Source organism: Bacteroidia bacterium, assembly GCA_026932145.1.
Taxonomy (GTDB): Bacteria; Bacteroidota; Bacteroidia; order J057; family JAIXKT01; genus JAIXKT01.
On the sequence record JAIXKT010000039.1, the window covers coordinates 9,088 to 23,511 of the forward strand.

Consider the following 14,424-nt stretch of genomic DNA (forward strand, 5'->3'; position numbering starts at 1 on the left):
CTAGTTCATTTTTTTTGACATGGCTTTTGCGAGCTACTTTTACCTTTGTCCCAAAATGCTTTGTGGCATATTTAAGCACTGTGTTGTATTTAATATCCTTGTTAAACTCATTGGCTATCCATTCCTTGAGTTCAATATACCCTGCCAGTCCATTTTTAGGGTCATGCAGTTTCTCTTCCATTTTTTTATGCTCTTCCTTGGTGAACACTGATGGCTTTCCTGCTTTCCCTTTCCTACCATTATGTAGCAAGGTGTCCATACCTCCTTTTTTGTAGGCAGTGCGCCAATTGTGGATGCTTTGACTGCTGGCACCAATGGTATCCATCAACTCACGTTTAGAAATACCTTTACTGCCCGCCTCTTTCATCGCTACCAACATTTTGATGCGAGGTTGCATCATTAAAGACGATGATTTTAATGATTTTCTCAACTCAGTCAAACTTTCTGATACAGGAATATATAATGCAAATGACATAATGATTTATATTAAAGACCAAAAATAAAATAAAAAATCCAATATGCAAAATATTGGTCTTGTTTATTTTTCACTATCGTATAATAACACAAAATCGCTTGTAGAGTTCATAAAAGTAGAAGCCCCAAAAACAACTTGAAATATAGACTTTACAATCGTTTTGTGGACTTTTTTTGGTAGCAAAAATTTATGTAGGTTTGCCGATATGATTCACCGAGAGGGTTATTGGTACGTCTTTGTAAGTATTCTGGCAAGCGCAGCTATTATTTTCCTACTATTCAGGCAAACGACCGGTACGTCATACAAGTGGTTAGCATACCTTATTACATTGATTTGCTTGGTTCTGACGGGTTTGGTCCTGAATTTTTTCCGAAACCCTACTCGAACCGTTGTACAGAATCCTAAGCATATTTTAGCACCTTGCGATGGAAAAGTTGTTGTTCTTGAAGAGGTTATGGATAGTGTTTTTTTGAATCAGAAAGTTCGGCAAATCAGTATTTTTATGTCGCCGCTCAATGTGCACGTAAACCGTAACCCGATTAGCGGAGTAGTCAAATTTTTTCAGTATTACCCCGGAGAATACTTGGTTGCATGGCATCCTAAATCTTCCGAAAAAAATGAAAGGACGTATGCAGTTGTGGAAAATCAGCTCATGCAGGTTGCCTATAAGCAAATAGCCGGTGCCGTTGCCCGAAGAATCTGTTATTACATCAAAACCGGCGATACGGTACAACAAGGAGCAGAATTTGGGTTCATTAAATTTGGCTCCCGAATGGATATTTTAATCCCGCTACACGCAACCGTTAAGGTAAATCTAAACGAAAAAACAGTAGGCGGGCAAACTATTTTAGCAACAGTTGAATAATAAACTTACAATCAATTTATGAGTTTTCATTTTACCTCAGAGCAACTTAATCAGTATGATTTTTGGGAACTATCTACAACTTTTCAAGTTCCGATTTACCAAAGAGATTATATCTGGTCAGAAGGAAACCTTGACGATTTATTGTTTGGGTTTCTAAATAACACCGGTAATTCAAACTATTTAGGTGAAGTTTTATTGGAAAAAACGGAAGCTGGATTAACTATTTTGTATGGGCAACAAAAACTGATTTCTATTCAACTATTAGGTTGGGCTATTACCCAGTTATTAGAAGAATGGATTGAAGCTGGGCAGGATATTAGTAGCAATAAACAGCGTGTCGCTAAAATTCAGCATATCATCGGAACTCCGGAGCAACCTAAATTTAGATTTAACCAACATACGAATCCGTTTTATCATACCTACATTTGCAAAAAAGGGCATCCCGGCGCTTTAACCCGCTACAAACCGGTAGAGCAGTTATTATATCGTTTTTATGAGTATTTCTTAAAACGGTTAAAACTCCAAATCGTTAATAGCTCCCTGATGGATAGCCTTATTCAGCGAATACTGCATGAATCTTTTATTAGCATAACCGCTGTAAAAAGACAACGTGATGCTTACGACTTCCTGCTATCTCGCTTAGGAACAGAAGCGGATATTTCAGATTTATTAAAAAACCATTTATTAACTATTTTAGACCAATCTCGCCCTGATAGCTTAACTAAAGCAGACCAAATCTGGCAGCAGCTTTCCGGACAATTAAGTAATTTTGGTTTTACCGAATTTATTCGATTATATTGGTGTAGTTCAAGGAGTTACGTTCGGAAACAGCTGTTTTTTGATACTTTTTGCAGCCAAAGTTTATCTGCTGACCAAGTTTTGGAATTTTTGCAAGAGCTAAATATAGCTATGCAAAACTTTTCTTTTTATAGCTATAAAAAATCCACTAATGAAAAGGGATATTCTTTTTCTCATGCTTTTCGTACCTTAAAGCTATATCCTACGTTACCATTGTTATTAGCTGCTAAACAGCATCTTAACGAGGAAGAATTTGATAAATTAGCTAAAAATATTGTATCCATTGGGGTGCGTTATTGTATTATTTGCCATAGAAATCCCTATGAACTTGAGCAATCTTGTGCTGAAATTGCCTTAGATATTCGAAACGGTAAGCTTTCTAAAGCGTATGATGTTTTCCAATGCCTAAGACGTTTTTGGGTTCCGGACGAAATTTTTACCCATGATTTTGCCATCTGGACTATTGATACCCGAACCCACGCAGATATTGCAATATGGATACTTACTCAAATTGAGCTATACCTAAACCCAAATACTACTATCCAAAATGTTTATTTAGAGCATATCTTACCCGAAAATCCATCTTTTGTATGGAATTTACTATTTCAGCACCATACCGAAGAATGGATGTATCGTTTGGGAAATCTCTGCTTAACCGAAAAATATGATAGCTCTTGGAATGAACAAAATAGCTTTGAAGAAAAAGTAGAAACTTTCAAACAATCTAACTTCGTTTCTACCCAAAAAATTGGTGAGTATGAAGATTGGAAGCCCACAATCATCACTCACCGCCAACGTGAACTCGCCGAAACTGCCTGTCAAATATGGCGTAGTGGATACTAATCTTCATTCTAATAGCTGGAAAACAACATCTGTTGCTTAATTGCACTAAGTTATTTTGGGTACAACTGCCAACGGTAGCCAAGACCCACAGTAATTACATGGATAAATAAATTATCAGACCCAAAAAGCTGATACGTAGGAAACATTGGAAGCCTATAACCTGCATTAAATTCGATTGTATGGCGAGGCTGGTAAGTGTAACTAAAACTGGCTGATAAGTAAGAACTTATCAAAACAAATGTAGATTTATCCGGTATTTGTAGTTCTTTTACAGCATCCTTTCGGCCAAAGCCAATGCTGGTAAAAGCTGCATCATGGCTTAACAAGCGTCCAAGATAAATTCCCGTTCCAGCCTGTAATTGCCATTTTGGGAATATTGCAGCACAAATTCCCAAACCAGCAAAAAAAGATAGTTCATTGCGTGAAGCTGCAAATGCTCCTTTCAGAAAAGGATAGCCCATCTTTTGAGCTACTAAACTATCATTTTCTAAGGCAAAACGCAGATTGTTAACGCCTATTCCTGACTCCCAATAGGCCAATGAACCTATTTTTTGAAAAACTCCCACCGTAGTATTCCAGCCGAATTTAGGTGATTTAAGGTGATTTAAGCCTTGATTTTGGTAATGAGAAATACAACTATTCTGGGCCAAAGTTACCCGAAGCTGAATACTATTTTGGCCATAACAATAGCAACAAGTTAAATTGTAAATAAAATAGCCCCAAAAATAGTACTTTAAAAAAATCATTTTTATAACGGGCTTTTTTTAAATAGAATCGGCCACGTAAACGTGGCCGATTCTGCTGAATTGTATTTTTGTTAGTATTTAGCGATTCTTTGGGTGAATTTTTCAGTGCCGTTATTTATTTGGAGGAAATATACCCCTGCCGGAACTGTAGAAATATCTAACCCTAAAGATTGAACTCCTATTTCATTACCAGCCCAGCTTAGGTGCTCATGGCCAATCAAGTCCAAAAGCTGAATTTGGTAAACTCCATTGGAATTAAATTGTACGGTTAGGAAGTCATGCGCCGGATTGGGATATGCCAGAACAGCTACTTCGGTATTTTCTGTTTTAGAATTTGAGGTGCTAAATGTTGCTGTTTGTGTCCATAGGCTAATTTGGTTTTGGCAGAATTGGCGAATTGTGTATTCATAAGAACTATTTGGTTTTAAGCCAGTTAGGTTTAGGGTGTTGGAGTTTGTTCTGCCAAGGAGCCATAAACCGCCTGCTTTACGGTATCTTACATAAGCACTATCTGCAGCTGAAAAGTTTGTCCAAGAGATAGTAGCGGTGGTTGGGGTTATGTTAGAAACCTGCACTCCTTTAACGGGCTTACAAACAAATGTAGTGGTAAAATTCTGGCCATATACATCGGGCATTGCTGTTCCGCCACAAAAAACTCGCATACGCCAACGGTAAGTTGTGTTTTCAACCAAATTGTAAATCCGAATGGAATCTACATCAGTCCATTTTCTACGATACCACTGGCTTGTTCCATTTACTTGAAAATAGACATACACGCTATCCGGTGTCAGTGTTCCATTAGGGTAGTCCCAGTCTAAGGTAGCCGCAGTGGTGCCAATATTTCTTGTTGATAAATTGATTGCTGTTGGGCATACTGCTGCGGGGGTTCCGGTTACGGTAATTTCATCAACAGAAAAAGGAGAATCATCACCGTCAGAAGAACTAACGAACAAAAACCCAAAACGAAGATTCGGTTGGTTGTCTAAAGAAGCGTCTGTTAATGATTCTGATGTCCAATCTGTTACGCCATAATAATCAGCACTAAAAGGTAGCCATGAGTTTCCGTTATCTAAACTATAGTAAACTGCTGCTCGGGAATTAGCTGAACCATTATTCAGATACCAGAAATTCAGCGTAACGTTACTGTATCCTGTGGTGCTAATATCTGGAGTCGTTGCAAAATGCCAGCCTTCGGTTGCACAAAACATACCATCTACTGCCTGAAAATTCGCATTTTCAATGCCGTTAGAACTCGCTAAATCACTGGTAATGTGGAGGTAATTACTATTTGGGAAATTGGTTATTCCGGAAGGTTGGTCAGGAGTATCTGAAATCGTTACCGGAAAAAAACCGTATAGCAAAAACGTGCCTCCTTGAAATACATTGTTTACATAGAAAGAGTTGCAGTCTGTCCCTGTTGAATTTCCGTCCACAACTGTGGCAACATTCAAATCCATAGAGTTACCTGACTCAAAGTTTTCTTGGTATAAAACGGACTGCGCAAAAGCAAAATTTGTCAGCAAGGCTAACGTAGTAGCATAAAGTAATTTTCTCATAGTTTAATTTATTGCATTGCAAATATACTATCTTTTATGAGAAATAAAAGTAATTTGTGATTTTCAGGCCAGAAACTTAACTAATTAGATAATTTAGAACCCATCTTTGGATAAGTCTGTTTCACATTTGCCGAAGGGTTAAGCACACAAGATTGGGTTATTTGATAAATCGAATAAAACTCTTCTTCTGGAGTAAAGAAAAATGTTTTGGCTTGTATCGGAATTTTTATCCAAAGTTTTGCCTTTGAACTATCTGGTTTTAAGTAATATACAGATTCTGAGAAGGGGCCAGAGATGAACCAATCTCCAGAATTTAAGATAAAAGCCTGTTGGTGAGCTGCCATTGGCGGGTAAACTGGCAGTTGCCACAAGTAATCTTTCAGTCCTAAAACTAACTCTACTTCGCAGGTTACAATTTTGGGGTTATTATTGATAATCGCGGAACTATTGACTGAGTTAAATTTTTCATCCAAAAAATACTTGACTTTTGTATTACCGTAGCCCTCATAAAAATAGGACGCTGTCCAGTGTAAAATCATCGGAAGTGTTCGCTGAGAGATTATTAAAAAAACTGTAAGAAGTAGTACATATTTGATTATCCGGTTTTTATTTGATAGATAGTTTTTTAGAAACCGTAACCAAGGTGCTAAACCAATACTTGCTGCCGGCAATAACCACAATCCAAAACGGTCATAGCCTGCTGATAATAAGAACATTAATCCCAATAAAGTTTGTATTACAGCTAAATCCCGAATGATTATTTTGCGTTGTGCCCAATATTCTACCCATAATGCAGCCGTTCCAAAGATAAGTACCGGTTTAAACAATAAAAAATGTACAGAACTTAGAGAAAAAGTGTAAAATTCATCTTTATAGCCAAATTTATTTTGCCAGTATTCTAAAAAAGTAGCTATATCAGTTCCAAACAATCCTATATAAAAAACAATCCAAGCAATTATCCAAGAGGTGATTACCCATAGTTCACGATTGCTACGGCCTGAGCAAAATAGCCACCGAAAGAGTGCTAGGCCAAATAATGGAAACAAAAAATATTCTTTAGAAAATATTGATAAAACTCCCCAAATAGTCGCCGTCCAATATATTTTTTTAGGTTGAGAGAACGCCCAAACGGTTAATAAGAGGTAAGCTATGCCGGGAATTTCCCCTAAATAACGTGCTCCATAGTTTAAAAATTGAACGGAAAATAGCAGCACTGCAATCACCAAAACTACTATATCTAACTTAGAACGGCGGAATAGATATGCTACAAAAATAATCAGAAAACTATGTAAAGTAACCCATAGCCGAGCAGCTACAGCCGGTAAAAATCCTATCTTGATAAGAAATGCTACCGGAAAATGAAGTGTAGGACCTACGGTAACAAATAATGAATGGGGAATAACATTCAGCGGGGTTTCCGGAAAACCCCAAATACCCGTTTTAGATAGCGTTATAGCCGCCAGCAAATGCCCAGAATCATCATAACCCCAAGGCAAAATAATGGATAACCCTGCAAAAACAAGCAATATCCCGATTAAAGCTGTATGGTAATAACTAACTTTGCCCAATAAATATCTGATGTTTAACATCCATCCACATAAGCAATTTATCTGGATGTTATGCTTGGAAACAAGGTATCATCTCCCGGATAGCGTGCTAAGTGTTTCCAAATAACACTACCCTCTTTCAGCAAAAAAGTTCCAGATAATATGGAAGGGTCGGTTTGCTTTTTGGGAAAATAGCCTTTTAAGAAGAAAGAGATACCCGTCAGCCACATCTTGAAATTTAAAAATGAAGCCCAAGTTATTTTTTGTATTCCAAATAACTGATACAATTTTTGTTCTGTATCAGCGATATGTAATGAATTCGGAAAATGTTCTTGAAAAAAAGCCTGCCCGTTTGATACACTATCAAAGTGAACAAATAGCAATGGAGGTAAATTCTGCTTTTGCTGCGCAGTTTTGTACAATCTATCAACTAACCCTCGGCAGTAAATGCAGCCCAAATCTCTTAAAAAGTGAATGATTACTACTTGATGAACAGCCAAAGCCTGTTTTAAGGTAGCGCTTCCCGCCCAAGAAGTTTCCACTAAGATATTGCTATTATCAGAGATATTTTGGTTGACTTGCTGAATAGATATTGTGTTTTCGTTATTTTCCAAGACTATTATTGATTTTAGAAATGCTTAGGGTTTCTTCGTTCTTAGAGGTTTCCACGTAGTGCTTGTTCTCTTTCGATGGCTTCGAAGAGTGCCTTAAAATTTCCTTTTCCAAAAGATTTAGCGCCTTTTCGCTGAATAATTTCATAAAATAGTGTTGGACGGTCTTCTACGGGTTTTGTAAATAGCTGTAAAAGATAGCCTTCATCGTCTCTATCTACCAATATTTTCAGTTCACGTAGGATTTTAATATCTTCGTCAATATTTCCTACGCGGTCAATTAGGGAGTCATAATAAGAGGCGGGGACTTCCAGAAACTCTACTCCACGGCTTTTGAGTGCTTGAATAGTCGTTATGATGTTATCGGTAGCCAAAGCCAAATGTTGAACGCCCGACCCTCGATAAAACTCAATAAACTCTTCTATTTGGGATTTTTTCTTTCCTTCTGCCGGCTCATTGATGGGGAATTTAATTCTGCCATTGCCATTAGACATAACTTTACTCATCAGGGCGGTGTATTCTGTGGAAATATCTTTGTCGTCAAAAGAAATTATTTGGCTAAAGCCCATACATTGCGCATAGAAGTTAGCCCAGATATTCATTTCATTCCAGCCAACGTTACCTACGCAGTGATCTACATACAGTAAGCCAACGGAGGGCGGGTTATACGTTGGTTTCCAAGCGACAAAGCCGGGTAAAAATACTCCTTGGTAGTTTTTTCTTTCTACAAAATAGTGTAAGGTTTCTCCGTAGGTGTGGATTGCTGATAAAACCACTTCGCCGAAGTTATCAGTTTGTTTAGTAGGTGCAAGATATGGTTTTGCGCCGCGTTTTGTAGTCTGGTGAAAAGCGTCAGTAGCGTCATCAACCCACATTGCGATGGTTTTTACGCCGTCTCCATGTTCATGAATATGTTGGGCAATTTCGCTATCCGGGCTTAATGGAGTTGTTAAAACCAATGTTATTTTGCCCTGCCGAAGCACGTAAGATACCTTATCCCGATTTCCCGTTTCCGGGCCAAGATAGGCAATTGCCTGAAAACCAAAGGCTGAACGATAATAATATGATGCCTGCTTTGCATTTCCTACATAAAATTCAACGTAATCTGTTCCGTTTATAGGCAAAAAATCGTGATTAAGTGTATTTGAAGAATCTGGTCTAAGCGTTTCCATAGCGCAAAGTTACACACAAAAGCGATGTTATCTTTACAAGACCCCAACTTTGTTTAGTTCGATTCTAAATAGCAACTTTTTATTGTTTAAACGCACGGCAGTTCTTTAGTGTAATTTTGTGTAGGTTTGCAGATATGGAGTCGGAACGTTTGAGCCGAAATATTATCGCAATTATTATTGTAGCGGCATTGGGTTACTTCGTGGATATTTACGACTTAGTGTTATTTGCAATCGTTCGGGTAGAAAGCCTAAAAGCCATCGGAATAGCCGGTAAAGGATTAACGGATACAGGGATTCTGCTGATGGATGCGCAGATGATTGGATTATTATGCGGCGGGCTGCTCTGGGGTGTCTTAGGTGATAAAAGAGGAAGATTATCGGTTTTATTTGGCTCAATATTTCTATACTCGGTAGCTAATATTTTGAATGCTTTTGTGCAAAATGTGCCTCAATATGCGATTTTACGGTTTATTGCCGGCGTTGGGTTAGCCGGTGAGTTGGGTGCCGGAATCACACTGATAGCCGAAGTTATGCCGAAAGAACATCGCGGTTATGGCGCAACCATAGTAGCAACAGTTGGCTTGTTAGGCGCAATCTTAGCCGGATATATTGGTAATAATTACGATTTTAGAACTTGTTATGTCATCGGTGGCGTTATGGGCGTTATACTGCTGCTCTTACGAATCGGCGTAACTGAATCCAATATGTTCAAGAAAATACACCAGCATAACACTGTCCAAAAAGGAAGTATCCGATTACTTTTCTCTAATAAAGACCGTGTCAAACGGTATATAACTTGTATTTTGATTGGCTTACCTATTTGGTATGCCGTAGGAATTTTGGTAACGTTAAGTCCTGAGTTTGGGCATTTTATGGAAATTCAGGGGGAAGTCAAAACCGGCACTGCTATCATGTACACTTATTCCGGTTTAGCCCTTGGCGACCTTATCTGTGGCCTACTGAGCCAATTTCTTAAAAGCCGTAAAAAAGCTGTTTTGCTCTATATGCTGCTTTCAGTTTTAACAATAGCTTGGTTTTTAACCCTAAGAGGCGTAAGCAGTGATGCTTTTTATTGGATGTATTTTGTCATTGGCTTATGTGCCGGTTATTGGGCTATTTTCGTTACCATAGCTTCGGAACAATTTGGCACGAATCTGCGGGCTACTGTAACCACCTCCGTTCCCAACTTTGTGCGCGGTGCAGTTGTGCCTATCACACTGTTATTCAACTTATTTAGAAATACTTTACAATATGACTTGGTACTTTCTGCCCTTGGAGTAGCAATCGTTGTATTTGCATTATCGCTGTGGGCATTATCGCAGATGAGAGAAACCTTTGGAATAGACTTAAACTATCTTGAAGGTAATGATTCAGCTTTAACTGTTGATAAAAAGTAATACTTCCTTTTTTGAAATACTGCTAATTTCGGCAATGATTCAAACAATATACTCAAGCTCAGATTTCAGTTGGATAGATATTTTTAACCCACAAGATTCTGATTTAAAGGATATTGGTGGCCGATACAAAATTCATTCTCTACTGATAGAAGACATTTTAGCACCGCATCATCTTCCCAAGTTTGAGCGAACGGAGTCTTTGTTTTTTAGTATTTTTCGGGCTGTGGATGAAAATGCCCCTCATGATGCCTATACTGTTCAGTCTATTACCCGCAAAATAGTATTCATCTGGAATGACCAGTTTTTAATTACCGTTCGCCGGAGTAAGCAACCTTTTTTAGATAGCTTTATCGAAAGCTGGCAGAAAAAAAATGATATTACGTCTAAGGTTTCCCCTGAAAATATTTTATCAAGCATCTTTTTAGCTATTTTAGAAACCTATGAGCCTATTTTGAACCTTGCAGATACCTTTATAGAGGAAACTGAATCTTTAATTTTTCAATCCAAACAATCTCTGGCTGTCGTTGAAAAATTATATACATTTCGTTCCAGAATAAATGCTATCCGCAGAATTTTGCGCATGACAATGGACAGCCTCCACAAAATAAACACTCAATATCCCTTTCAATCAACAGTTTATAACAATTTAATAGAGGAAACCGATCATTTGCTTGCAAAATCTGATGAGCTAAAAGAAGATTCTATCCAGTTAGTTAATATGTATCTATCTATATCCAGCCACCATTCTAATGAAATCACGAAGGTCTTAACCCTTTTTTCTGCATTTTTTTTACCGGTAACTTTTATTGCGGGGATTTACGGTATGAACTTTGAATTTATGCCTGAACTCAAGCAACCTTGGGGTTATGGTTTTATTTGGTTCATCATGGTTTTAGTTACTGTAATCATTTTCAGTTGGTTTAAACGAAATAAATGGATTTAACAATGTATCCAGAATGGCATAATGACAACGAAACCGGCTGGATTGAAGTAATCTGCGGGAGTATGTTTTCCGGCAAAACGGAGGAGCTTATCCGTAGGATGCGCCGAGCACAGATAGCCAAACAGCCCGCTGTTTTGTTTAAACCGGCTATTGACATCCGCTATGATAAAGAAGACATCGTATCTCATAACAACAACCGCATACCCTCCAAGCCAGTTACCAGCGCCCAGCAAATTTGGATGCTCTCCGGTAACGCCAAAGTAATAGGCATAGACGAAGGCCAATTCTTTGATGAACAAATTGTGGATGTAGCTAACCGGTTGGCAAATAACGGAAAAAGAGTAATTATCGCCGGCTTAGACATGGACTATTTGGGTAAGCCCTTCGGGCAAATGCCGTACCTGATGGCTATAGCCGAATTTGTTACCAAAGTCCACGCAATTTGCCCCAAAACAGGCCAGCTCGCCCACTACTCCTTCCGAAAAACAGCCCTAAACGAACAAGTCGTCCTGGGAGAACAAGACATCTATGAACCACTCTCCCGAAAAGCCTACCTGAAAGAAATGGAAACGAAAAATAAATTGTAAAAACCAACTCTTTAAGCAGTATTTGGTTTTTTGCTAATAACAAAAAGTATTATCTTTGGAAAAATTAATTGTTAATGAAAATTAGCGATAAACTTCACGAAATGCTGAATGAGCAAATTGCAAATGAATTATATTCCTGCAATCTGTACTTATCAATGGCCTCCTACTTTTTAGATTTAGAACTCAACGGATTTGCAAACTTTTTCCTAGTTCAGGTAGAAGAAGAAAACTTTCATGCCATGAGACAATTTAAATACCTCCATGACGTAGATGGCAAACTCATCTTACGCGCCATAGAAGCTCCCCAAACCGGCTTTAAATCAATCAAAAACGTTTTTGAAATCACAATGGAGCATGAAAAAAAAGTAACAAAATCAATCAACAAAATGATTCAGCAAGCCGTAAAAGAGAACGATTTTGCCACACATACCTTTTTACAATGGTTTGTAACAGAGCAGGTTGAAGAAGAAGCTACGGTAAAAAATATCCTCAAAAAAATAGAAATGGTAGCCGATAATTCCAGTGCTTTATATTTGCTAAACGAAGAATTAAGTAGAAGAACTTTTCAAAAACCAGCCCTATGAGCTTAACAGAAAACCCGATTCCGCCTTCCGAGCTGATTATCAACCCGAACGGTAGCATTTATCACTTAGGATTAGTTCCTGACCAATTAGCTGACAAAATAATTTTGGTAGGAGACCCCGAAAGAGTACCCAAAGTTTCTAAGTTTTTCTCCTCCATTGAATTTAAAATGAGTAGGCGAGAGTTCGTTATCCATACCGGGATGTATCAAGGCCACCGAGTTACGGTACTTTCTACCGGAATGGGAACGGATAATATAGATATTGCTATTACAGAATTAGATGCGTTGGTAAATATAGATTTTCAAACTCGCTTGCTAAAATCGAATCATACACAATTAAAGATATTACGTTTAGGGACTTGCGGGGGTGTTCAGCCCGAAGTGCCGTTAGGCAGTTTTGTGCTTAGTGAATATGCTTGCGGCTTAGATGGTCTTGCTTATTACTATTGTCTTAACTCAGAATCAGATGAGCAGCAACTGAATGACAGCTTTCGGCAGTTTTTACAACAGCAGTTTCAGTTTGATTTTATAACGCCGTATTCTGTTCGGAAAACAGCACAATTTAGCATTGCCGGCGACCACTTCAAGGGGATTACGCTCACAGCAGACGGCTTCTATGGCCCTCAATCTCGCCAACTCCGCTTGAAACCACGCCTCGACGATATACCCAAAAATATATCCACGTTTCGTTTTGGGGAACTAAAATTTTTGAATATCGAAATGGAGACTGCCGGCATCTTATTGATGAGCAGACTTTTAGGGCATCAAGCAGCTTCGCTTTCCATGATATTAGCAAACCGGCAGCTAAAGCAATTCTTTCATGATTCAGCACCTACCATTGACCGCCTCATCGAAGTCGGCCTAAATTCAATCATCCAGTAATTACTTTAAATTAGTAATCCATACATTTTTTGCTAAAATTAAACTATTTTTTCAAAAAATGTATGGATTATTTTGTATTTTTGGAATATGGATACGTTTGATTACTCTAAGTTTCAGTCAAAGCCGGCCTTTTCATCACCAGCATTTTTGCCTATTCCGGTTGAAATGCCGCTCAAAATATCCCGCGACCGAACTCCCTTAAAAATAGGTGTTCCTAAAGAAACAGCGTTTCAAGAGATGCGGATTCCACTAACGCCGGGGTCTGTTGGGGTGCTTGTAGCAAATGGACACTTAGTTTATGTAGAGCATAATGCCGGAGTAGGCTCTAATTTTCCAGATAATGCCTACAGCGAAGTAGGAGCCGTCATTTGCTACACACAAGAACAGCTATATACTTCTGCAGATATTATCGTTAAAATAGAACCATTAACGAGCAAAGAAATAGAGTTTTTGCAGCCACGCAAAATCATAATCTCTGCCTTAAATATGGGCACAACTCAGCGAGAATATATCCAAGCACTGATTGACAAGAACATTACAGCCATCGCATTTGAGTTTATGCAAAGTGAGGATGGTAGTTTACCTATTGTACGTATGATTTCCGAAATAGCCGGCATTGCTTCTATCCAGATAGCGGCGGAGTTGCTATCGCGAAATACTCAAGGGAATGGACTACTACTTGGGGGAATTACCGGTGTACCTCCTGCCCGTGTAACTATCATTGGTGCCGGAAATGTTGGTATTAACGCTGCCCGCACTGCTTTGGGTATGGGCGCATTTGTGCGGGTCTTTGACTCAGAAGTACACATGCTACGCCGGTTAGAGCATGAACTCGGCCAAAAAGTATTTACCTGCATTACCCAACAAGATTATATTGCAGAAGCTATCAAAAACTCAGATGTTGTGATTGGAGCTATCCACAAAGGCGGCCAACGAACGCCGCATATCGTAACCGAAGAAATGGTGAGTTCTATGGATAACGGGTCAGTAATCATAGACGTTTCCATAGACCAAGGCGGTTGCATTGAAACCAGTGAACCCACTAACCACGCCAGACCTACTTTTATCAAACACGGAGTTATTCATTATTGTGTACCAAACATCACATCGCGTGTGGCCAGAACAGCTTCCGCAGCAATCAGTAATATTTTAGGCCCACTCATTCTAAAAATCGGAAATGCCGGAGGAATAACCCGAGTCATTGCTCAAGATTCCACCATAAGACGCGGCCTTTATATCTATCTTAGGCATATTACCCAGCGATCCTTAGCAACTCATATCGGCTCAGAATATAAAGACATTGACTTATTGATTGCAACCAACATATAGTTTCAGAATATATGGCATAATTTATGCCGTATAACATATAAAATAGAACTAAACACGTTTCTCGATTGTAGTATAGGTTGAAGATTAATT

Annotated in this window: 14 protein-coding genes; 8 read left to right on the plus strand and 6 right to left on the minus strand. The window is 38.6% G+C overall.

The window, feature by feature from the left end; all coding sequences use genetic code 11:
- Positions 1–475: hypothetical protein (locus LC115_08900; GenBank protein MCZ2356786.1), on the minus strand; the 475-nt coding region annotated here is incomplete at its 3' end.
- A gap of 205 nt (positions 476–680) precedes the next feature.
- Between LC115_08900 and LC115_08905 the strand changes: the two genes are divergently transcribed.
- A complete protein-coding gene (locus tag LC115_08905) occupies positions 681–1,340 on the plus strand; it encodes a phosphatidylserine decarboxylase family protein (protein ID MCZ2356787.1) in 660 nt (219 codons plus the stop codon).
- 18 nt (positions 1,341–1,358) lie between these two features.
- Positions 1,359–2,981: a DUF1524 domain-containing protein gene (locus tag LC115_08910; protein ID MCZ2356788.1), complete on the plus strand. Its 1,623-nt coding sequence runs from the start codon at positions 1,359–1,361 to the stop codon at positions 2,979–2,981.
- 50 nt (positions 2,982–3,031) lie between these two features.
- Here the strand turns inward: LC115_08910 and LC115_08915 are convergent, their stop codons facing one another.
- The 5 genes from LC115_08915 to hppD all read right to left on the minus strand — a co-directional run bounded on the left by LC115_08915 (position 3,032) and on the right by hppD (position 8,613).
- Complete coding sequence (locus LC115_08915) at positions 3,032–3,631, minus strand: hypothetical protein (GenBank protein MCZ2356789.1); 600 nt, start codon at positions 3,629–3,631, stop codon at positions 3,032–3,034.
- Between the two features lie 167 nt (positions 3,632–3,798).
- Positions 3,799–5,283, minus strand: a complete 1,485-nt coding sequence (locus LC115_08920) for a T9SS type A sorting domain-containing protein (protein ID MCZ2356790.1) — start codon at positions 5,281–5,283, stop codon at positions 3,799–3,801.
- 80 nt (positions 5,284–5,363) lie between these two features.
- Positions 5,364–6,872 carry a glycosyltransferase family 39 protein gene (locus LC115_08925; GenBank protein ID MCZ2356791.1) on the minus strand — a complete coding sequence of 503 codons (1,509 nt, stop codon included), beginning with the start codon at positions 6,870–6,872 and terminating at the stop codon, positions 5,364–5,366.
- A 17-nt stretch (positions 6,873–6,889) separates the two neighbouring features.
- Complete coding sequence (locus LC115_08930) at positions 6,890–7,444, minus strand: hypothetical protein (GenBank protein ID MCZ2356792.1); 555 nt, start codon at positions 7,442–7,444, stop codon at positions 6,890–6,892.
- Between the two features lie 41 nt (positions 7,445–7,485).
- The gene (hppD, locus tag LC115_08935; GenBank protein MCZ2356793.1) at positions 7,486–8,613 is read right to left on the minus strand and encodes a 4-hydroxyphenylpyruvate dioxygenase; all 1,128 of its coding nucleotides are present in this window, start codon (positions 8,611–8,613) and stop codon (positions 7,486–7,488) included.
- Between the two features lie 134 nt (positions 8,614–8,747).
- On the opposite strand from hppD, the gene LC115_08940 reads away from it, so the two are divergent.
- From LC115_08940 to LC115_08965, 6 genes are all read left to right on the plus strand, one after another.
- Positions 8,748–10,010, plus strand: coding sequence for an MFS transporter (locus tag LC115_08940; GenBank protein ID MCZ2356794.1), 1,263 nt, complete (start codon positions 8,748–8,750; stop codon positions 10,008–10,010).
- 34 nt (positions 10,011–10,044) lie between these two features.
- Complete coding sequence (locus tag LC115_08945) at positions 10,045–10,953, plus strand: hypothetical protein (GenBank protein ID MCZ2356795.1); 909 nt, start codon at positions 10,045–10,047, stop codon at positions 10,951–10,953.
- A 2-nt stretch (positions 10,954–10,955) separates the two neighbouring features.
- Positions 10,956–11,540, plus strand: coding sequence for a thymidine kinase (locus tag LC115_08950; GenBank protein MCZ2356796.1), 585 nt, complete (start codon positions 10,956–10,958; stop codon positions 11,538–11,540).
- Between the two features lie 74 nt (positions 11,541–11,614).
- Positions 11,615–12,124, plus strand: coding sequence for a ferritin (locus tag LC115_08955; protein ID MCZ2356797.1), 510 nt, complete (start codon positions 11,615–11,617; stop codon positions 12,122–12,124).
- Complete coding sequence (locus tag LC115_08960) at positions 12,121–13,005, plus strand: nucleoside phosphorylase (protein ID MCZ2356798.1); 885 nt, start codon at positions 12,121–12,123, stop codon at positions 13,003–13,005. The genes LC115_08955 and LC115_08960 overlap by 4 nt, the downstream gene beginning before the upstream one ends.
- Before the next feature lie 87 nt (positions 13,006–13,092).
- Positions 13,093–14,334: an alanine dehydrogenase gene (locus LC115_08965; protein MCZ2356799.1), complete on the plus strand. Its 1,242-nt coding sequence runs from the start codon at positions 13,093–13,095 to the stop codon at positions 14,332–14,334.
- The last annotated feature ends 90 nt before the right edge of the window (positions 14,335–14,424 follow it).

Coding starts and splice junctions, on each gene's coding strand:
- LC115_08960 (MCZ2356798.1), top strand. CDS start 12,121: ATGAGCTTAACAGAAAACCCGATTCCGCCTTCCGAGCTGATTATCAAC.
- hppD (MCZ2356793.1), bottom strand. CDS start 8,613: ATGGAAACGCTTAGACCAGATTCTTCAAATACACTTAATCACGATTTT.
- LC115_08965 (MCZ2356799.1), top strand. CDS start 13,093: ATGGATACGTTTGATTACTCTAAGTTTCAGTCAAAGCCGGCCTTTTCA.
- LC115_08925 (MCZ2356791.1), bottom strand. CDS start 6,872: ATGTTAAACATCAGATATTTATTGGGCAAAGTTAGTTATTACCATACA.
- LC115_08910 (MCZ2356788.1), top strand. CDS start 1,359: ATGAGTTTTCATTTTACCTCAGAGCAACTTAATCAGTATGATTTTTGG.
- LC115_08920 (MCZ2356790.1), bottom strand. CDS start 5,283: ATGAGAAAATTACTTTATGCTACTACGTTAGCCTTGCTGACAAATTTT.
- LC115_08945 (MCZ2356795.1), top strand. CDS start 10,045: ATGATTCAAACAATATACTCAAGCTCAGATTTCAGTTGGATAGATATT.
- LC115_08955 (MCZ2356797.1), top strand. CDS start 11,615: ATGAAAATTAGCGATAAACTTCACGAAATGCTGAATGAGCAAATTGCA.
- LC115_08950 (MCZ2356796.1), top strand. CDS start 10,956: ATGTATCCAGAATGGCATAATGACAACGAAACCGGCTGGATTGAAGTA.
- LC115_08940 (MCZ2356794.1), top strand. CDS start 8,748: ATGGAGTCGGAACGTTTGAGCCGAAATATTATCGCAATTATTATTGTA.
- LC115_08905 (MCZ2356787.1), top strand. CDS start 681: ATGATTCACCGAGAGGGTTATTGGTACGTCTTTGTAAGTATTCTGGCA.